Source organism: Zoogloea sp., from assembly GCF_041904905.1.
Taxonomy (GTDB): domain Bacteria; phylum Pseudomonadota; class Gammaproteobacteria; order Burkholderiales; family Rhodocyclaceae; genus Zoogloea.
The window spans coordinates 1-17,463 of record NZ_JAYRMI010000077.1; the positions used below are offsets into that span (position 1 = coordinate 1).

The 17,463-nt window shown below is 68.4% G+C and carries 19 protein-coding genes; 12 read left to right on the forward strand and 7 right to left on the reverse strand.

What is annotated here, in order from left to right:
* Both ubiB and ACE3N6_RS16565 read right to left on the reverse strand, forming a co-directional pair.
* Positions 1-1,299 (reverse strand): ubiquinone biosynthesis regulatory protein kinase UbiB (gene ubiB / locus ACE3N6_RS16560; RefSeq protein ID WP_374246904.1); only part of this gene is annotated, 1,299 nt, incomplete at its 3' end.
* A gap of 70 nt (positions 1,300-1,369) precedes the next feature.
* A complete protein-coding gene (locus ACE3N6_RS16565; RefSeq protein WP_374246905.1) occupies positions 1,370-2,005 on the reverse strand; it encodes a hypothetical protein in 636 nt (211 codons plus the stop codon).
* Positions 2,006-2,127: 122 nt separating this feature from the next.
* Here ACE3N6_RS16565 and argS point away from each other — a divergent pair, with 122 nt between their 5' ends.
* Genes argS through ACE3N6_RS16585 form a run of 4 tightly spaced genes read left to right on the forward strand, consistent with a single transcriptional unit; the run spans position 2,128 to position 6,139 of the window.
* Positions 2,128-3,861, forward strand: coding sequence for an arginine--tRNA ligase (argS, locus tag ACE3N6_RS16570; protein ID WP_374246906.1), 1,734 nt, complete (start codon positions 2,128-2,130; stop codon positions 3,859-3,861).
* A gap of 18 nt (positions 3,862-3,879) precedes the next feature.
* The gene (locus tag ACE3N6_RS16575) at positions 3,880-4,650 is read left to right on the forward strand and encodes an SPOR domain-containing protein (protein ID WP_374246907.1); all 771 of its coding nucleotides are present in this window, start codon (positions 3,880-3,882) and stop codon (positions 4,648-4,650) included.
* A gap of 27 nt (positions 4,651-4,677) precedes the next feature.
* Complete coding sequence (locus ACE3N6_RS16580; protein ID WP_374246908.1) at positions 4,678-5,322, forward strand: thiol:disulfide interchange protein DsbA/DsbL; 645 nt, start codon at positions 4,678-4,680, stop codon at positions 5,320-5,322.
* Positions 5,323-5,371: 49 nt separating this feature from the next.
* Positions 5,372-6,139 carry an SDR family oxidoreductase gene (locus ACE3N6_RS16585; protein WP_374246909.1) on the forward strand — a complete coding sequence of 256 codons (768 nt, stop codon included), beginning with the start codon at positions 5,372-5,374 and terminating at the stop codon, positions 6,137-6,139.
* Positions 6,140-6,148: 9 nt separating this feature from the next.
* Here ACE3N6_RS16585 and ald read toward each other — a convergent pair whose 3' ends face one another.
* On the reverse strand, positions 6,149-7,264 hold the full coding sequence (gene ald, locus ACE3N6_RS16590; protein ID WP_374246910.1) for an alanine dehydrogenase: 1,116 nt from the start codon (positions 7,262-7,264) through the stop codon (positions 6,149-6,151).
* Positions 7,265-7,376: 112 nt separating this feature from the next.
* Here ald and ACE3N6_RS16595 point away from each other — a divergent pair, with 112 nt between their 5' ends.
* Entirely contained in the window at positions 7,377-8,201 is an 825-nt protein-coding gene (locus ACE3N6_RS16595; protein ID WP_374246911.1) for a helical backbone metal receptor, read from the forward strand.
* A gap of 44 nt (positions 8,202-8,245) precedes the next feature.
* On the opposite strand, the gene ACE3N6_RS16600 is transcribed toward ACE3N6_RS16595, so the two are convergent.
* From ACE3N6_RS16600 to ACE3N6_RS16615, 4 genes are all read right to left on the reverse strand, one after another.
* Complete coding sequence (locus ACE3N6_RS16600; protein ID WP_374246912.1) at positions 8,246-9,064, reverse strand: mechanosensitive ion channel family protein; 819 nt, start codon at positions 9,062-9,064, stop codon at positions 8,246-8,248.
* Between the two features lie 114 nt (positions 9,065-9,178).
* Entirely contained in the window at positions 9,179-9,643 is a 465-nt protein-coding gene (locus ACE3N6_RS16605) for a putative toxin-antitoxin system toxin component, PIN family (protein WP_374246913.1), read from the reverse strand.
* 78 nt (positions 9,644-9,721) lie between these two features.
* Positions 9,722-11,551 (reverse strand): PHA/PHB synthase family protein, encoded by a 1,830-nt coding sequence (locus tag ACE3N6_RS16610; RefSeq protein ID WP_374246914.1) that lies wholly within the window; start codon positions 11,549-11,551, stop codon positions 9,722-9,724.
* A gap of 16 nt (positions 11,552-11,567) precedes the next feature.
* Positions 11,568-12,593 carry an MBL fold metallo-hydrolase gene (locus ACE3N6_RS16615; RefSeq protein ID WP_374246915.1) on the reverse strand — a complete coding sequence of 342 codons (1,026 nt, stop codon included), beginning with the start codon at positions 12,591-12,593 and terminating at the stop codon, positions 11,568-11,570.
* Between the two features lie 69 nt (positions 12,594-12,662).
* Between ACE3N6_RS16615 and ACE3N6_RS16620 the strand changes: the two genes are divergently transcribed.
* The 7 genes from ACE3N6_RS16620 to ACE3N6_RS16650 all read left to right on the forward strand — a co-directional run.
* Positions 12,663-13,100 (forward strand): MerR family DNA-binding transcriptional regulator, encoded by a 438-nt coding sequence (locus tag ACE3N6_RS16620; RefSeq protein WP_374246916.1) that lies wholly within the window; start codon positions 12,663-12,665, stop codon positions 13,098-13,100.
* A 197-nt stretch (positions 13,101-13,297) separates the two neighbouring features.
* Positions 13,298-14,440 (forward strand): carbonate dehydratase, encoded by a 1,143-nt coding sequence (gene can / locus ACE3N6_RS16625; protein ID WP_374246917.1) that lies wholly within the window; start codon positions 13,298-13,300, stop codon positions 14,438-14,440.
* Positions 14,441-14,455: 15 nt separating this feature from the next.
* The gene (locus ACE3N6_RS16630; RefSeq protein ID WP_374246918.1) at positions 14,456-14,896 is read left to right on the forward strand and encodes a PaaI family thioesterase; all 441 of its coding nucleotides are present in this window, start codon (positions 14,456-14,458) and stop codon (positions 14,894-14,896) included.
* 14 nt (positions 14,897-14,910) lie between these two features.
* The gene (locus tag ACE3N6_RS16635; RefSeq protein ID WP_374246919.1) at positions 14,911-15,531 is read left to right on the forward strand and encodes a 2-hydroxychromene-2-carboxylate isomerase; all 621 of its coding nucleotides are present in this window, start codon (positions 14,911-14,913) and stop codon (positions 15,529-15,531) included.
* A gap of 114 nt (positions 15,532-15,645) precedes the next feature.
* On the forward strand, positions 15,646-16,248 hold the full coding sequence (locus ACE3N6_RS16640) for a 2-hydroxychromene-2-carboxylate isomerase (protein ID WP_374246920.1): 603 nt from the start codon (positions 15,646-15,648) through the stop codon (positions 16,246-16,248).
* A 13-nt stretch (positions 16,249-16,261) separates the two neighbouring features.
* Positions 16,262-16,846, forward strand: coding sequence for a TIGR00730 family Rossman fold protein (locus ACE3N6_RS16645; RefSeq protein WP_374246921.1), 585 nt, complete (start codon positions 16,262-16,264; stop codon positions 16,844-16,846).
* Positions 16,847-16,879: 33 nt separating this feature from the next.
* On the forward strand, positions 16,880-17,463 hold a 584-nt coding region (locus ACE3N6_RS16650), incomplete at its 3' end, for a DUF4126 domain-containing protein (protein WP_374246922.1).

Consider the following 17,463-nt stretch of genomic DNA (forward strand, 5'->3'; position numbering starts at 1 on the left):
CTGGTCGTTCATCCAGCGTTCGAGGAAGGGCTTGGCGGTCTTCCACAGGTCGAGTTCGGGGTCGAGCTGGCGACCGAGGCCTTCGATGTTGAGCAGGGTCTTCTGCAGCAGCACCAGCTGAGGCTGGACTTCCATCTCGAAGCGGCGGGCGGTCTGGAACAGGCGCAGCAACGTCTTGCCGAAGGAGATGTCCTTCAGCGGGCGGTCGAAGATGGGCTCGCACACCGCGCGGATGGCGCCTTCGAACTCGTCGGCGCGGGTGTGGGCGGGCACCCAGCCGGCCTCGATGTGGGCCAGCGCCACGCGGCGGTAATCCCGCTGGAAGAAAGCCAGGAAGTTGGTGGCGAGGTACTTTTTGTCGGAATCGTTGAGGGTGCCGATGATCCCGAAATCCAGCGCAATGTAGCGCCCGCGGGCGGCGCCTTCGGTGGCGACGAAGATGTTGCCCGGGTGCATGTCGGCGTGGAAGAAGCCGTCGCGGAACACCTGGGTGAAGAAGATCTCGACGCCGGCGCGGGACAGGGCCTTGAGGTCGATGCCGGCCTTGCGCAGGGCGTCGAGCTGGGAGATGGGGATGCCCTTCATCCGCTCCATCACCATCACGTTGGTGGCGCACCAGTCCCAGTGCACTTCGGGCACCACCAGCAGCTCGGAATCCTTGAAGTTGCGCCGCAGCTGCGAGCAGTTGGCGGCCTCGCGCATCAGGTCGAGTTCGTCGCGCAGATATTTGGAGAACTCGGCGACCACCTCCCGCGGCTTGAGGCGGCGGCCTTCGGGCCACACCTTCTCGAGGATGGTGGCGGCGGCGTCGAGCAGGGCCAGATCGTGGGCGATCACCGGGGCGATGCCGGGGCGCAGGATCTTGACCGCCACCTCGGTGCCGTCGGGCAGCTCGGCAAAATGCACCTGGGCGATGGAGGCGGAGGCGATGGGCTGGCGCTCGAAGCGGGCGAAGACCTCGTCGGCGTGCTTGCCGTAGGCGGCTTCGAGCTGGGCCAGGGCCTCGTCGCTGGAAAACGGCGGGACGCGGTCCTGCAGGCGGGCGAGTTCTTCGGCGATGGCCGGCGGCAGCAGATCGCGCCGGGTGGACAGCATCTGGCCGAACTTGACGAAGATCGGGCCGAGGGATTCGAGGGCCTGGCGCAGCCGCGCGCCGGAGGGCTCGTCGAAGTGGCGGCCGAAGCGCAGCGCGCGCGCCAGCCAGGCCAGCCGGCCGGTCGGCTCGCTGGAAAGGACCATCTGGTCGAGCCCGTATTTCAGGCTGACGGAGACGATCTTGACGAGTCGGAAGAGGCGCACGGCGGCTGGCAGAAAGGAAAACGCGGATTGTGCCCCGAAAGCCCGGCCGGCGGAAGCGCAGGCGCGGGCCTCAGCGCCGGTTCCGGGCGCGGGCGGGCGGCGGTGCCGGCGGCGGCGCGGCGGGGAGCACCTGCTCGGTGAGCCAGCGCACCGCGAGCCGGATCTCCCGCTTCACCGCCTCGTCGTCGGGCCCGAAGGCGGCCAGCCCGGCGCCGTCGATGGAGAACGGCGGCAGGCGCCATTCCCGCTCCACCACGAACAGGAAGTCGCCGTCGCGGAAGACCTTCTGGGCCACCACGTAGCCGTAGGGCCGCTCGCCGAAACGGCCGCAGTAGGCGGTGCGGGTGGCGTGGGCGAGGCCGTCCCGGGCGCCGCTCACCAGCCCGCTGGTGGTGAACGCGGGGCAGTGCTTGGCCAGCCCGGCGGCGATGTGGCCCAGGTAGGCCTCGGGGTCCATCTCCTGGGCGTTGGCGCGCTGCACCAGCAAGCGGTCGCGGTAGTCCTCGATGCCCTGGCCGCGGGGCACGTATTCTTCGTGGCGGATGCCGTTGCCTTCGCGCAGGTCGACGATCCGCCAGCTCTGGCCGGCTGGCAGGGGCAGGCGCCAGTCGAGGGTGGGCGCGTCGGCGCAGGCGCCCGTCGCCAGCAGCAGGCCGGCGGCGAATGCCGCGATGCGGACCGGAAAGCGGGGGGCGGAAGGGCTCACAGGGCGAGTTTGCCACGTTGGCGACGGTTTGTCGGCGGCCTTAATTCGCACCAAAGTTTGCACGGCAGGCGGGACGCCCGGTGCTTCGATATAATCCTGTGCTTTTAGTCGCAGTATTTGCCATGAGCGCCGATCCGAAAACCCAGCTTGCCGACCTCCTGCGTGCCGCCCTTGTCAGCGTGGCCCCCGAACAGGCCGAAACCCCGATCAACCTGGACCGCCCCAAGCAGGCCGGTCACGGGGATTTTGCGAGCAACCTGGCGCTGCAACTGGCCAAGCCGCTGAAGCGCAACCCCCGCGAACTCGCCGCCCTGCTGCTGGCCGAGCTGCCCAAGTCGCCGCTGGTGGCCAAGGCCGAAGTGGCCGGCGCCGGCTTCATCAACTTCACCCTGGTCGCCGATGCCAAGACGGCGGTGGTCGGCGCGGTGCTGGGCGCCGGCGAGGCCTACGGCCGCGGCGTGAAGACCGGCGTCAAGGTGCAGGTCGAGTTCGTCTCCGCCAACCCCACCGGGCCGCTGCATGTGGGCCACGGCCGGGGTGCCGCCTATGGCGCGTCGCTGGCCGACGTGCTGGATTTCGCCGGCTTCGACGTGACCCGCGAGTACTACATCAACGACGCCGGCCGGCAGATGGACATCCTCGCCCTGTCCACCTGGCTGCGTTACCTCGACCTCTTCGGCATCGCCATCGCCTTCCCGCCCAACGCCTATCAGGGCGACTACGTGAAGGACATGGCGGCCCAGATCAAGACCGGCCACGCCGACCGCTTCGCCCAGATTTCCGCCGCCGACGTGCTGGCCGGCGCCCCGACGGTCGAGTCCGACAAGGAAGGCCACCTGGATGCCCTGATCGCCAACGCCAAGCGCCTGCTCGGGCCCGACTACGCCTGGGTGCATGGCTTCGCGCTCAACGAGCAGCTCGGCGACGGCCGGGAGGATCTGAAGGAATTCGGCGTCACCTTCGACATGTGGTTCTCCGAGCGCTCGCTGTTCGACACCGGACTCGTCGAGAAGGCGGTGGCCGAACTCGAAGCCCGCGGCCACCTCTACGAACAGGACGGCGCCAAGTGGTTCCGCTCCACCGCCTTCGGCGACGAGAAGGACCGCGTCGTGCAGCGCGAGAACGGCCTCTACACCTACTTCGCCTCCGACATCGCCTACCACGCCAACAAGTACGAGCGCGGCTTCGACCGCATCGTCGACATCTGGGGCGCCGACCACCACGGCTACATCCCCCGCGTGAAGGGCGCGCTCACCGCGCTGGGCCTGCCGCCCGAGAAGCTCGACGTGGCGCTGGTGCAGTTCGCGGTGCTCTACCGCGACGGCCAGAAGGCCGCCATGTCCACCCGCTCCGGCGAGTTCGTCACCCTGCGCGAGCTGCGCAACGAAGTGGGCAACGACGCCTGCCGCTTCTTCTACGTGCTGCGCAAGGCCGACCAGCACCTGGATTTCGACCTCGACCTCGCCAAGAGCCAGAGCAACGAGAACCCGGTGTACTACATTCAGTACGCCCACGCCCGCCTGTGCTCGGTGCTGGGCCAGTGGAACGGCGTGCTCGCCGATCTGGCCGACGCCGCTCTGGCCCGTCTCGACAACGAGCGCGAGCTGGCCCTGTGCGCCCGCCTCACCGCCTTCCCCGAGATCGTCCAGAGCGCCGCGGCCGACTACGCGCCGCACCAGATCGCCTTCTACCTCAAGGATCTGGCCGGCGAGTTCCACAGCTACTACAACGCCGAACGGATGCTGGTGGACGACGAAGGGCTCAAACTGGCCCGGCTCGCCCTGGCGGCGGCGGTGCGTCAGGTGATCCGCAACGGTCTGGCGCTGCTTGGCGTCTCCGCTCCCGATTCGATGTAATTCCGGACTTCCCCATCCATGAGTCGCGATCTCAAGCCACGTCCTCAAGCCAGGAAGCCCAAATCGGGTAGCCGCGGCGGCACCCTCGTCGGCATCTTCGTCGGCCTGATCCTGGGGGCCCTGGTGGCTGCCGGGATCGCGCTGTACTTCACCTCATCGTCGCCCTTCAGCAAGCCCAAGGCTACCGAGGAGCGGGTCGTCGTCGCGCCGCCGCCCAAGCCCCAGGGCGGCGAGCCCATCGCCCTGCCCGGCAAGGCTGGCGACAAGCCCGTCGAGAAGCCCCGCTTCGACTTCTACAACGTGCTGCCCAAGGGTTCCGATGCCTTGCCGGCGCCCGCCAAGCCCGAGGAAACCACCGAAGTGGTGAAGTCCGACAAGGCCGACAAGCCCGCCAAGGATAAAACCGACAAGCCCGCCGCCGACACCGCCAAGGCCGACAAGCCCAAGCCCACCGAAGGCATGGACAGCGCCGAACGCGCCAAGGCCGAGGCGGCGCTGCTCGACAAGCCGGCCCCGCCCCCCGAGAAGTTCTACCTCCAGGCCGGCGCCTTCGAAGATCCCTCCGAGGCGGACAACCTGAAGGCGCGTCTTGCGTTGATGGGGGTGGAGGCCAGCGTGCAGAAGATCGAAGTGCCCGACAAGGGCACGATGCACCGGGTGCGCACCGGCCCCTATCTTGGCCAGGAGTCGATGACCAAGGCGCGGGACAACCTCACCGCCAACGGCATCAACACCGCCATCGTGAAGATCAAACCCAAGGAACCAAAGCCGGCTGCGGCCGCTCAATGAGACCTTTGGAACGAAGGAGAAACCCTGATGCAGCGTCGTGACGTCCTCAAACAGCTTTCCGCCCTCGCAGCGCTTGGCGGCCTCGGCCTGCCCGCCTGGGCGCAGGGCAGCGGCAAGGGCTTCGAACTCGTTTCGCCCCCCCAGCCCACCGAGGCCAAGGGGAAGGTCGAAGTGCTGGAGTTCTTCCACTACGGCTGCCCCCACTGCCGTTCCTTCGACCCGGTGCTGGAAGCCTGGGTCAAGAAGCTGCCGTCCGACGTGGTGTTCACCCGGGTTCCGGTGATGTGGGGCCAGCAGATGCTGGTGGGCTTTGCCCGGCTGTACGCCACCCTCGAGGCCACCGGCGATCTGCATCGCCTCCACGGCCAGATTTTCGAAGCCGTGCAGCTTGAAAAGCTGCCGCTGGGTTCCGAGGCCGCCGCCCAGGAATGGGCCGTCAAGAAGGGCGTGGACGCCAAGAAGTTCTCCGACGCCTACCGGGGCTTCAGCACCAACGTGCGGGTCAAGCGTTTCGAGGAGATCGCCCGCGCCTACAAGGTCGATGGCGTGCCGACCCTGGCCATCGATGGCAAGTACTTCACCTCCGGCTCCCTCGCCGGCTCCCACGAGGCGGCGCTGAAGGTGGCGGATCAGCTCATCGCCCGTGCCCGCAGCGAACAGGGCCGCAAGTAAGCCCTCCGCAAGCCCGGCCCCCGCGCCGGGCGTCTTCTTCCTTCCGCCCATGACCGAACGCGTCTTCATCACCGGCGCCTCCAGCGGCATCGGCGCGGCCCTCGCGCGCCGCTATGCGGCCCGGGGGGCGGTGCTGGGGCTGGTCGCCCGGCGTCAGGATGCGCTCGCCGCGCTGGTGGCGGGGCTGCCCGGCGAGCACGCCATTTACGTCGCCGACGTGGCCGACGGCCCGGCGATGCAGGCGGCTGCGGCCGATTTCGTGGCGCGCTTCGGCCTGCCGGACACGGTGATCGCCAACGCCGGCGTGTCGGTGGGCACCCTCACCGAAGAGGCTGGCGACATGCTTGCCTTCGAGCGGGTGATGCGCACCAACGTGCTGGGCATGGTGGTCACCTTCCAGCCCTTCGTGGCGCCCATGCGGCGCCGCGGCAGCGGGCGGCTGGTGGGCATCGCGTCGGTGGCGGGCATCCGCGGCCTGCCCGGCGCGGGGGCCTACAGCGCCTCCAAGGCGGCGGCGATTGCCTATCTGGAAAGCCTGCGGGTGGAGCTTCACGGCAGCGGCGTGCGGGCGGTCACCATCGCCCCCGGCTACATCGAGACGCCGATGACCGCGGTGAACCGCTATCCCATGCCCTTCATGCTGCCGGCGGACGAGGCCGCCCGCCGCTTCGTGCGGGCCATCGACGCCGGCACCGCCTACACGGTGATTCCCTGGCAGATGGGCGTGGTGGCCCGGCTGCTGCGTCTGCTGCCCAGCTGGCTGTTCGACGCCGCCTTTGCCCGCGCCGGTCGCAAGCCGCGCGGGCTCGATCTGTAAGCGGCGCCTTCAGCCGAGCTGGGTGATGGCCGGCAGGTACTTCTTGCCCAGCGCGTCGGCCACCGTCGGGTGGGTGACGTGGCCGTTGCACACGTTGAGACCGGCGCGCAGGCCGGCATCGTCCTTCAGGGCGTCCTTCCAGCCCTTGTCGGCCAGGGCCAGCACGTAGGGCAGGGTGGCGGCGTTGAGGGCGTAGGTGGCGGTGCGGGCCACCGCGCCGGGCATGTTGGCCACGCAGTAATGCACCACGCCATCCACCACGAAGGTGGGGTCGGCGTGGGTGGTGGGGTGGGAGGTCTCGAAGCAGCCGCCCTGGTCGATGGCCACGTCCACGATCACCGCGCCGGGCTTCATGGTGGCGAGCATCGCGCGGGTGACCAGCTTGGGTGCGGTGGCGCCGGGGATCAGCACCGCGCCGATCACCAGGTCGGCGTGGGGCAGCACGCTCTCGATGGCGTCGCGGGTGGCGTAGAGGGTCTTGACCCGGCCGCCGTACACCTCGTCCAGGTGGCGCAGCACGGCCAGGGACTTATCGACGATGGTCACGTCGGCGCCGATGCCCACCGCAGTGTGGGCCGCGTTGTTGCCTACCGTGCCGCCGCCCAGCACGACCACCCGGCCGGGCTCCACGCCGGGCACGCCGCCCAGCAGCACGCCGCGCCCGCCGTGGGATTTCTCGAGCGCCGCGGCGCCGGCCTGGATGCTCATCCGCCCCGCCACCTCCGACATCGGCGCCAGCAGCGGCAGGCCGCCGCCGGGGGCGGTGACGGTTTCGTAGGCGATGGCGGTGACGCCGCTGGCCAGCAGCGCCTCGGCCAGTTCGGGGGCGGGGGCCAGGTGGAGGTAGGTGAACAGGAGGTGGTGCGGCTTGAGGCGGGCCTGCTCGTCGGGCAGCGGCTCCTTCACCTTGACGATCATCTCGGCAGCCTCGAAGACCTCGGCGCCGCCGCCGACGATGGTGGCACCGGCCCGCTCGTAATCGGCGTCGGTGGCGCCGATGCCGAGCCCAGCGCCGGTCTCGACGAAGACCTGATGGCCGTGGGCGACGACCTCGCGGACGGCGCCGGGGGTCAGCCCGACGCGATGTTCATGGTTCTTGGTTTCCTTGGGAACGCCGATCTTCATGATCTTCTCCGAGGCTGGTAGGGTTCGCTTGCTTCCGGTGAGAGTGCGGGCGCAGACGCTTGTTCCGCATCTTGACCAATAACGGTGCGGCTCCTGAGATACTTGCGCGATGATGCAAAACAACAATGACGCGAACTTCCTGGTGGACGCAAGTGGCCATCGCCACCAGCCCCATTGCGGCCCGGCGCGGATCGTCTCGCTGGTGCCTTCGCTCACCGAGTTGGTGTGCGAACTGGGCCTGGCCGGGCAGCTGGTGGGGCGGACGGGCTTCTGCATCCACCCGCGGGAGACCCTCAGGGCGATCCCCAAGGTGGGCGGCACCAAGGATGTGAACATGGCCCGCCTGCGCGAGCTGGCGCCGACCCACGTGATCGTGAACGTGGACGAGAACCGGCGGGAGTGCGTGGAGGAGATCGCGGCCTGGGTGCCCCACGTGATCGTCACCCACCCCTGCGCGCCCGAGGACAACCTGCCGGTGTATCGCCTGCTGGGTGCGATCTACGGCCGCGAGGCGGAGGCCGCGCGCCTGTGCGCCGATCTTGCCGCTGCGCTGAAGGATGCCCGGGCCGTGGGCGCCAGCCTGCCGCCCGAGAAGGTGCTGTACCTCATCTGGCGCGAGCCGTGGATGACGGTGGCGCGCAGCACCTACATCTCGGCGATGCTGGCGGCGGTGGGCTGGCAGACGGTTCCGGAGGCCGACGCGCCGCGCTATCCGGCCTTCGGGTGGGATGCGCCGTGGCTGGCGGAGGTGTCGCGGGTCTTCCTGTCGTCGGAGCCCTATCGCTTCCGCGAGCGTCATCTGGCGGAGGTTGCCGCGGCGACGGGCCGGCCGGTGGCCTTGATCGACGGGGAGATGGCCTCGTGGTACGGCAGCCGGGCGGTGGCCGGGCTGCGTTATCTCAGCGGGCTGCGCCGCGCGCTGGCCGACGCGCCATGAAAAACGCCCACCGGAGTGGGCGTCTGCGCTGAAGCCGGGGGTGATCAGCCGGGCTGACGGAGCACCTGATGGGGCGCCGGGATCGGCCAGTTGTTGGCGCCACCCACTTCGGCCAGGGCCTTGTTGGTGTCGAAGTACACCTGCCAGTAGTGGTCGTTGTGGCAATAGGGGCGCACCACCAGCTTGGTGCCGGCGGCGTTGAACTCGAGGATTTCCACGTCCGGCGCCGGGTCGGTGAGCACATTCGGGATCTGCTTGACGCGGGCACGGATCAGCTCCATCGCCTGCTTCGGGTCGACGCTGTGGGCCAGCTGCGCGGTGAGATCCACCCGGCGGGAGGGGTTCAGCGTGTAGTTGACGATGTTGTCGGAGAACAGCTTGTTGTTGCCGATGGTGGTGCGCACGTTGTCGGGCTGGTCGATGGTGGTGGCGAACAGGCCGATCTCCTTGACGGTGCCGGTGACGCCCGCGCCGCTGATGAAGTCGCCCACCTTGAACGGGCGCAGGATGATCAGGAAGGCGCCCGCGGCAAAGTTGGAGAGCAGGCCGCTCCAGGCAACGCCGATGGCCACGCCGGCGGCGGCGATGAGGGCGGCGAAGCTGGTGGTCTCGATGCCGAACACCGAGAGGATCACGATGACCAGCACGATGCGCATGATGACGCGCAGGGTGGCCTCGACGTAGCGGACCAGGGTGGGCTCCACCTTCTGGCGGGTCATGCCGCGGTTGGACAGGTTGCCGATGAGGTTGATGACCCAGCCGCCGATGATCCACAGGGCGATGGCGCCAGCGAGCTTCCAGCCCAGGGGGATCAGGTAGGTGGTGACGAGGGTGCCGATGTCGAAGTTGAGTTCACTGGCCATTGCATGCTCCGGCTGAGAGGTTGGAGGTTCAGTCTAGCTAGACTGGGTATGGTGCAGTGCGATGGTAAGTGAATTTTTGTCTCGGCGTGACATTTTTCCGGCATTGAACCGGCGTCAGGGGAGTAGGGCCTGCAGTCGTTCGGGCGTCAGGATGGCGAAGCGGGCGGCGATGACGGGGCGCCGGCCCAGCTTGAGCACCAGCTTGTCGCGGGTGAGCAGGGCCCGGGCGCCGCTGTCGCGGGCGAGTTCGAGGAACTTCTGGTCGTCCCGGTCGAGGCAGTTGGGCAGTTGGCAGGCGGGCGGCTCGACGGGGGCGACCGGCGTGCAGCGGGCCCGGTAGGTGGCGACGATCTCCGCCTGGCGCTCGGCGGGCTGGCCGAACTGGGGGTAGGCCAGCACCCGGGCGAGTTCGTCCAGGCAGTCCTCGCGGCACACCGGGTGGAGTGCGCCGGATTCGACGGCGGCGCGCAGGCGGACGAGGGCCGGGTCTTCGAACATCCACAGGGACAGCACCACGTTGGTGTCGAGGACGACCGGCAGGCCGTGGGGGAGCGGGGCTTCGAGGGGATGGGTGGCCACGGTGGCGGGCTGGCGGGTGGGTGGGCGGAAAAGAACAAGGGGGCCGAAGCCCCCTTGTCATTGCGGATGCCGCTTGGCTCAGGCGGCCTTCTTCTTGGCGTCCAGACGGGCCTTGACGAAGGAGCCCGGCGCGTCTTCGAGCACCTTGAGCTTGCCGTTGAGCGGATCGCGGGCCGGAACCTTGCTGCTGTCCTGGGCCATCAGCCAGGCCTGCCAGTCGGTCCACCAGGAGCCGGGGTGCTGCTCGGCGCCGTTGAAGAACTCGTCGGCGGTGGCGGGCAGCTTGGCGGCCGGGTTGGTCCAGTAGCCATACTTGTTGGCTGCCGGCGGGTTGACGATGCCAGCGATGTGGCCGGAGCCGCCCAGCACGAAGCGCACGTTGCCGCCGAAGTTGCGGGCACCGGAGTAGGTGCTCTTCCACGGGGCGATGTGGTCTTCGATGGTGGAGATGAAGTAGGTCGGGGCCTTGATCTTGGACAGATCGATGGGCACGCCTGCGATCTCGATGCCACCCGGCTCCTTGAGGAGGTTGTTCAGGTACATGTTGCGCAGGTAGAAGCTGTGCATCTTGGCCGGCATGCGGGTGGAGTCGGAGTTCCAGTACAGCAGGTCGAACGGGAACGGATCCTTGCCCATCAGGTAGTTGTTCACCACGAAGGACCAGATCAGGTCGTTGGCGCGCAGCATGTTGAAGGTGCCGGCCATCTCGGAGCCTTCCAGGTAGCCGCGCTCGAACATCTTCTTCTCGAGGCTGGAGATCTGGCCTTCGTCGAGGAAGACGGACAGCTCGCCCGGATCGGCGAAGTCGGTCATGGTGGTGAAGAAGGTGCCGGACGCCAGGCGCTTGTCCTTCTTGGCGGCCAGATAGGCCAGGGTGGTGGCGAGCAGCGTGCCGCCCAGGCAGTAGCCGGCGGCGTTGATTTCCTTGGCGCCGGTCTGTTCGACGATGGCGTCAATGGCGGCCAGGGTGCCTTCGAGCAGGTAGGCGTCGAAGCTCTTCTCGGCCAGGCGCTCATCCGGGTTGACCCAGGAGATCACGAACACGGTGTGGCCCTGATCCACGCACCACTTGATGTAGGAGTTCTTCTCGCGCAGGTCGAGGATGTAGAACTTGTTGATCCAGGGCGGGACGATCAGCAGCGGGCGCTTGGAGACGTCCGGGGTGGTCGGGGTGTACTGCAGCAGCTGCATCATCTCGGTCTGGAAGACGACCTTGCCCGGCGTGGTGGCCACGTTGCGGCCCAGCTCGAAGGCGGTGGTGTCGGTCATCTTGACGCGCAGGTTGCCGTCGCCTTCTTCCACGTCGCGCAGCAGGTTGTTGAGGCCCTTGATGAGGTTCTGGCCGTGGCTCTTGACGGTCTCGCGGAAGACTTCCGGGTTGGTCAGGGCGAAGTTGGACGGCGACAGGGCGTCGATGTACTGACGGGTGTAGAAGTTGACCTTCTTCTGGGTCTGGTCGTCCAGGCCATCCACGCCGGAGACGGTGTCGTGGATGTGGCGGGCGGTGATGAGGTAGGACTGCTTGATGAAGTCGAACAGGAAGTGCTCCTGCCACTCTTCATCCTTGAAGCGCTTGTCGTCCTTGGCGGGCGCGGCGACCGGGGCGCTGGGCGCCATGCCGGTGAAACGCATCATGGAGTGCTGCCACAGGGAGAAGTAATCCCACACGAGGTTCATCTGGGCCTGGGCCAGACGGTAGGGGTTGGCCAGCAGCTTGCCCATCATGTCCATGAAGGCCTGGGCGATGCCAAGCTCGTCGGTGGGGGCGGAGATGCCCTTCTGGACCTGCTTCTGGATGTGATCGGCCAGCAGCTTGGAAGCGCGCTGGGCGACTTCGGCGTAGGTCTTGGCGACTTCCTTCGGGTCCGGCAGTTCGGACTTGGCGACTTCTTTTTCTGGCGCAGCCATTGTTGGGCACTCCTTGTTAGATGCTCTTGACGAAACGAACCACCCCATCGTCTCCGACCCTGCTCTCCAGCGCGCCCTTGCGGGCGAGGTGGTTCAGGTGGGCGATGGCCTCCCCCATTGCAAACATGACCTGATGCGTATCGAGTTCGCGCGGGAAGAGGGTGGCAAGAATCTCTTCCGCACTGCGGGGCTCGGTACAGGCCGCAAGCAGTTCCGCGCAGCGCTCGTCGTGGTGCTGGACGAGCTGATCGACCCTCAGGGCGATGCCGCGGAACGGCCTCCCGTGGGATGGTAGCACGAGCGCGGTGTCTGGCAACTGCTTGAAACCGCTGATCGAATCGAGGAATCGGCCAAGCGGGTCGTCATGCGGCGTGGCGGCAAAAACGCTGACGTTGGTGGAGATGCGCGGCAGCAGCATGTCCCCCGAAATGAGTACGCCGAGCGCCTCGCAGTAGAGGGAGACGTGCTCGGGCGCGTGGCCGTAGCCGACGATCACCCGCCACGGCCGGCCGCCGATCGTCAGGGTGTCGCCGTCGATGAGGCGCTCGTAGGTGGCGGGCAGAGACGGCACCCCGCGGGCGTAGGCGTTGCCGCGGCCTTCGAGGGCGGCGGCGCGGCCGTCGTCCAGGCCGTGGTGGCGGAAGTGGGCCACCATCGACGGGACGTCGTAGCCGGTGAGCTGGTGCCACAGGGCGTAGCCGCCCAGGTATTCGCCCTGGGACATCACCACGCCGGCGCCGGTCTTGTCGGACAGCCAGCGGGCCAGGCCCAGGTGATCCGGGTGGCAGTGGGTGACGACGATGCGCGTCACCGGCCTGCCCAGCCGGGCGAGGATGGCGTCCCAGGCCTCGCGGGTGGCGTCGAGGGCGTAGCCGGTGTCGACGATCGCCACCCCGTCGCCGTCCTCGATGAGCCACAGGTTGATGTGGTCGAGGGCGAAGGGCAGGGGCATGCGGATCCAGGATACGCCGGGGGCGACCGCGTGGGTTTCGCCGGGCGCCGGCACGCTGTCGAAGGGGTACTCGAGGGTCGGGGTGGGCATTGCTGGTGGTTCTCCTGGAAATCCGTCCGCCGCGTTGTCCGGTTTCGGGAAATCTGATTTACTGGCTCGATGATCGAGGAAACAACCTACACCATCGGCGATCTCGCCCGCGAGTTCGGGATTACCCCGCGGGCCATCCGCTTCTACGAGGACGAGGGCCTGCTCTCGCCCGTCCGCGCCGGGCGCAACCGCATTTACAACAAGCGCCACCGCACCCGCCTGGGCCTGATCCTGCGCGGCAAGCGGCTGGGCCTGTCGCTGGCCGAGATCGGCGAGCTGCTCGGGATGTACGACGGCCTGCGCGATTCGGCGCCCCAGCTGCGCCGGCTGCTGGTGGTGCTCGCCGAGCGGCGGCGGGTGCTCGAGCAGCAGCGCGAGGACATCGCCGCGGTGCTGGGCGAGATCGACATCCTCGAGAAGCAGTGTGTCGCCCAGCTGGCCGAGAACCCCGAAGGCGCTGCCGCAGCCCATGCCGCGCTGGCCGCCCGCCTGGACGAGGGCGGGTGAGCATTTTTACCACCAAAATTACGTTTACGTAAACGTAATTACGCCTGCCGCGCCGTGCCGTGGCGCGCGGTGTCGGTGCGGGCCCGGCGGTGGCCGGAAAAGGTGGGTTGCGCCGGGGCGGGGGCACGTCCGGGATGAAACGGGCGGCCCGAAAGGGTATCCTGACGGGTTGTTTCGACTTGTACTGGAATTGATCGATGGCAGTAACCCTTCGCATCCTCAGTGCCGATGACCACGCCGAGATCGAGCACGTCCGTCAGTTCTTCCGCAACTACGCCGCCTGGCTGGGTGTGGACCTGTGCTTCCAGAATTTCGGCGAGGAGATGGCCTCCCTGCCCGGTGCCTATGCGGCGCCGGCCGGCCGGCTGTTCTTTGCCGAGTTCGAGGGCAAGCCCGCCGGCTGCGTGGGCATCCGGCCCTACACCGAGGGCATCTGCGAGATGAAGCGGCTCTACGTCGAGCCCGAGCTGCGCGGCACCGGGGTGGGGCGCGAGCTGGCGCTGGCCGCCATCAAGGCCGCCAAGACGCTGGGTTACCGCAAGGTGATGCTCGACACTCTGCCGGCCATGCGCATCGCGGTGAAGCTGTACCGGGAGCTGGGCTTCAAGGAGGCGCCGGCCTACTACCCGACGCCCGTCGAGGGCACGATGTTCCTGGCCCTCGATCTGGAGAACTGGAGCGAGTCCGACGTCAAGAACGAGAATCTTTTCCATCTGTTCGACTACAACCTGGCCTGGGCCCGGCGCATGCGGCAGGTGGACCCGGCTTACTTCGAGAAGCTGTCCACCCTCCAGGCGCCGGAGTTCCTGTGGATCGGCTGTTCCGATTCGCGGGTGCCGGCCAACGAGATCATCGGCCTGATGCCGGGCGAGGTCTTCGTCCATCGCAACGTGGCCAACGTGGTGGTGCACACCGACCTCAACTGCCTGTCGGTGATCCAGTTCGCCGTCGATGTGCTGAAGGTCAAGCACATCATGGTGGTGGGCCACTACGGCTGCGGTGGCGTGCGCGCGGCGCTGCAGCGGGATCGGGTCGGGCTGGTCGATCTGTGGCTGCGCCACGTGCAGGACGTGCACGTCAAGCACGTCAGCCGCGTCGATCTGCTGCCGCCCGAGCTGCGCCACGACCGCCTGTGCGAGCTCAACACCATCGAGCAGGTGGCCAACGTGTGCCAGACCATCGTCGTCCAGGACGCCTGGAAGCGCGGCCAGCGGCTCACCGTGCATGGCTGGGTGTACGGCCTCAAGGACGGCCTGATCCGCGATCTGGGCATCAACGTGAGCCGGCGCGAAGACCTCGCGCCCCGTTACCTGGCGGCCCTCGAGGCCCTGGAAAGCTGACACCGGAGACCCCCGATGGCCGAACCCCGGCTCGCCGCAGGCATCGACCTCGATTTCCTCAACGCGCGTGGAGCGGGCCATCTGCCGGGCTGGTTCGGTTTAGATGCGGTGACCCTCGAGCCCGGCCGGCTGGGCTCGCGCATGCTGATCCGCCCCGAGATGCTGGCCCCCAACGGCTATCTCCACGCCGCGACGATCATCGCCATGGCCGACAGTGCGGCCGGTTACGCCACCCGCGCCCACCTGCCCGAGGGCGCCAGGAGCTTCACCACCATCGAGCTGAAGACCAACTTCTTCGGCACCCAGACCGACGGCGTGCTCCTGTGCAACACCACCGCGGTGCACGTCGCGCGCAACACCCAGGTGTGGGATTCCGAGGTGACCGGCGGCGGCTGCGGCCGTCGGCTGGCGCTGTTCCGCTGCACCCAGCTGATCCTGTGGCCCAAGACCCCCTGACGGAGAGTGCCCCCATGGCCGAGCCCCGACGCAGCACCGCCCCCATCGACTTCTACTTCGATTTCTCCTCGCCCTACGGCTACTTCGCCGCCGAGAAGATCGACGCCCTGGCCGAACGCCACGGGCGCACGGTGCTGTGGCATCCCTTCCTGCTGGGGGTCACCTTCAAGGTCACCGGGCTTGCCCCGCTGCCGTCGATCCCGCTCAAGGGGGCCTACTCGCTCCACGACATCGAGCGCTCCGCCCGCTTCTTCGGCCTGCCCTTCCGGCAGCCCGGCACCTTCCCGATCCCCACCCAGCACGCCGCGCGGGCCTTCCTGTGGATCAACGACCGCAGCCCCGTGAAGGCCCGGGCCTTTGGCCTCGCCGCCTACCGGGCCTACTTCGTCGACGACGTGAACATCTCCGATCTGGCCGCGGTGCTCGACATCGCCGCCGGGCAGGGCATCGACCGGGACGAGTTGTCGGCGGTGCTGGCAGGCACCGAGATCAAGGCCCGGCTCGCCGCCGAGGTGGATCTGGGGCTGTCGCGCGGGGTGTTCGGCTCGCCCTTCATCATCGTCGATGGCGAAGCCTTCTGGGGCGCCGACCGCCTCCCGCAGGTGGAGCGCTGGCTGGCCGAAGGCGGGTTCTGAGCGGCCGGTCGTCGGCGCGACACGCAATCTCATGCCGTTCGGCCGCCGCGCATGGATAATGCCGGCTGACCGATTCGACCGGCATCCAAGCCACTACGCCTCCCGGAGACCTGCATGTCCGCACCCATCGACTTCTACTTCGACTTCTCCTCGCCCTACGGCTACCTGGCCTCCGAGCAGATCGACGCGCTGGCCGCCCGGCACGGGCGCGCCGTGATGTGGCACGCCATCGTCCTCGACGCCCAGTTCCAGCCCCAGGGCGGCATGAAGATCCCGGCGGCGCTGATGCGCACCGAGTACGTCCAGCGGGACACCGAGCGCAGCGCGGCCTTCTTCGGCATCCCCTTCAAGCAGCCCAGCCCCTACCCGGTGCACACCGAGCAGGCCGCCCGCGCCTTTCAGTGGCTCTCCGACCGCGACCCCGAAGAGGCCCGCGCCTTCGCCCACGCGGTGTTCCGCGCCTACTTCGTCGATGGCCGCAACATCGCCGAGACCGGCGTGCTGCTCGACATCGCCGACGCCCTCAAGATCGACCGCACGGAAGTGGCCGACGCCTTCTCCGACCCCGCCACCAAGGCCCGCCTGAAGGCCGAGATCGACCTGGCCGAAGCCCGCGGCGTGTTCGGTTCGCCCTACTTCATCGTCGAAGGCGAGGGCTTCTGGGGCAACGACCGCCTCCCGCAGCTCGAGCGCTGGCTCGAAAAAGGCCCCTTCTGACGGAGCGCCAACCATGCGGCGCATCTGTGTCTTCTGCGGTTCGCGGCCCGGCGTGCGGCCGGCCTACCGGGCAGCGGCCGAAGCCCTGGGCCAGCTCCTCGCCGAGCGCGGCATCGAACTGGTCTATGGCGGCGGCAACGTCGGGCTGATGGGCGTGGTGGCCGACGCCTGCCTGGCCGCCGGCGGCAAGGTGGTCGGCGTCATCCCGCGGGCGCTGATGGACTGGGAAGTGGGCCACGAGGGCCTCACCCGGCTCGAAGTCGTCGACTCCATGCACACCCGCAAGGCGCGGATGGCGGAGCTGGCCGACGGCTTCATCGCCCTGCCCGGCGGGTTGGGCACCTTCGAAGAGCTGTTCGAGATCCTCACCTGGGCCCAACTCGGTTTCCACGCCAAGCCGGTGGCCCTGTTCAACGTCGAAGGCTACTACCTGCCCCTCGTCCAGATGATGGAGCGGGGCGTGGAGGAGGGCTTCATGAAGCAGGAGAACCGCGGCCTGCTGCTGGTTGAGGACAACCTCTTCGCGCTGCTGCGGGCCATGTCCGCCTACCACCCGCCGGCGGTCGGCAAGCGCATCCGCGACGAGAAGCACCTGTAGGCCCGCCACCTCCGCGACCCCCACGAGGCGCCCATGACCCTCGCCGCCACCGATTTCGCCGCCCTGGCGGCCAGCATCGAACCGCTGCTCGACTGGCGCGACATGCCGGTCGACATCGCCTCGCTGGCGGCCCTGGCGGCCGGGCTCGGCTGGGCCAGCGGGCTGCGGCTCTACGCGCTGGTGTTCGTGCTCGGTGCGCTGGGGCGTTTCGCCGGGGTCCAGCTGCCCGGCGGGCTCGGCCTGCTGACCCACCCGCTGGTGCTGGGGGTGTCCGGCCTGCTCCTCCTCGTCGAGTTCTTCGCCGACAAGCTGCCCTGGCTCGATTCCCTCTGGGACGCCGCCCACACCTTCATCCGCATCCCCGCCGGCGCCGCGCTGGCCGCCGCGGCAATGGGCGACCAGGGCGGTGCGCTGAAGATCGCCATGGGCCTGCTGGGCGGCACCCTGGCGGCCGGCACCCACTTCGCCAAGGCCAGCACCCGCGCCGCCATCAACACCTCGCCAGAGCCGGTGAGCAACGTCGTCACGTCGCTGGGCGAGGACGCGCTGTTCGTCGGCGGCATGTGGACGCTGGTCCACCAGCCGCTGCTGTTTCTCGGCGCGCTGGCGGTGTTCTG

Excerpts from the sequence above, each read along its gene's own strand:
- ACE3N6_RS16585 (WP_374246909.1), top strand. The coding sequence starts at position 5,372 with ATGACCGAACGCGTCTTCATCACCGGCGCCTCCAGCGGCATCGGCGCG.
- ald (WP_374246910.1), bottom strand. The coding sequence starts at position 7,264 with ATGAAGATCGGCGTTCCCAAGGAAACCAAGAACCATGAACATCGCGTC.
- ACE3N6_RS16635 (WP_374246919.1), top strand. The coding sequence starts at position 14,911 with ATGGCCGAGCCCCGACGCAGCACCGCCCCCATCGACTTCTACTTCGAT.
- can (WP_374246917.1), top strand. The coding sequence starts at position 13,298 with ATGGCAGTAACCCTTCGCATCCTCAGTGCCGATGACCACGCCGAGATC.
- ACE3N6_RS16645 (WP_374246921.1), top strand. The coding sequence starts at position 16,262 with ATGCGGCGCATCTGTGTCTTCTGCGGTTCGCGGCCCGGCGTGCGGCCG.
- argS (WP_374246906.1), top strand. The coding sequence starts at position 2,128 with ATGAGCGCCGATCCGAAAACCCAGCTTGCCGACCTCCTGCGTGCCGCC.
- ACE3N6_RS16620 (WP_374246916.1), top strand. The coding sequence starts at position 12,663 with ATGATCGAGGAAACAACCTACACCATCGGCGATCTCGCCCGCGAGTTC.
- ACE3N6_RS16615 (WP_374246915.1), bottom strand. The coding sequence starts at position 12,593 with ATGCCCACCCCGACCCTCGAGTACCCCTTCGACAGCGTGCCGGCGCCC.
- ACE3N6_RS16610 (WP_374246914.1), bottom strand. The coding sequence starts at position 11,551 with ATGGCTGCGCCAGAAAAAGAAGTCGCCAAGTCCGAACTGCCGGACCCG.
- ACE3N6_RS16595 (WP_374246911.1), top strand. The coding sequence starts at position 7,377 with ATGCAAAACAACAATGACGCGAACTTCCTGGTGGACGCAAGTGGCCAT.
- ACE3N6_RS16630 (WP_374246918.1), top strand. The coding sequence starts at position 14,456 with ATGGCCGAACCCCGGCTCGCCGCAGGCATCGACCTCGATTTCCTCAAC.
- ACE3N6_RS16575 (WP_374246907.1), top strand. The coding sequence starts at position 3,880 with ATGAGTCGCGATCTCAAGCCACGTCCTCAAGCCAGGAAGCCCAAATCG.
- ACE3N6_RS16640 (WP_374246920.1), top strand. The coding sequence starts at position 15,646 with ATGTCCGCACCCATCGACTTCTACTTCGACTTCTCCTCGCCCTACGGC.
- ACE3N6_RS16600 (WP_374246912.1), bottom strand. The coding sequence starts at position 9,064 with ATGGCCAGTGAACTCAACTTCGACATCGGCACCCTCGTCACCACCTAC.
- ACE3N6_RS16580 (WP_374246908.1), top strand. The coding sequence starts at position 4,678 with ATGCAGCGTCGTGACGTCCTCAAACAGCTTTCCGCCCTCGCAGCGCTT.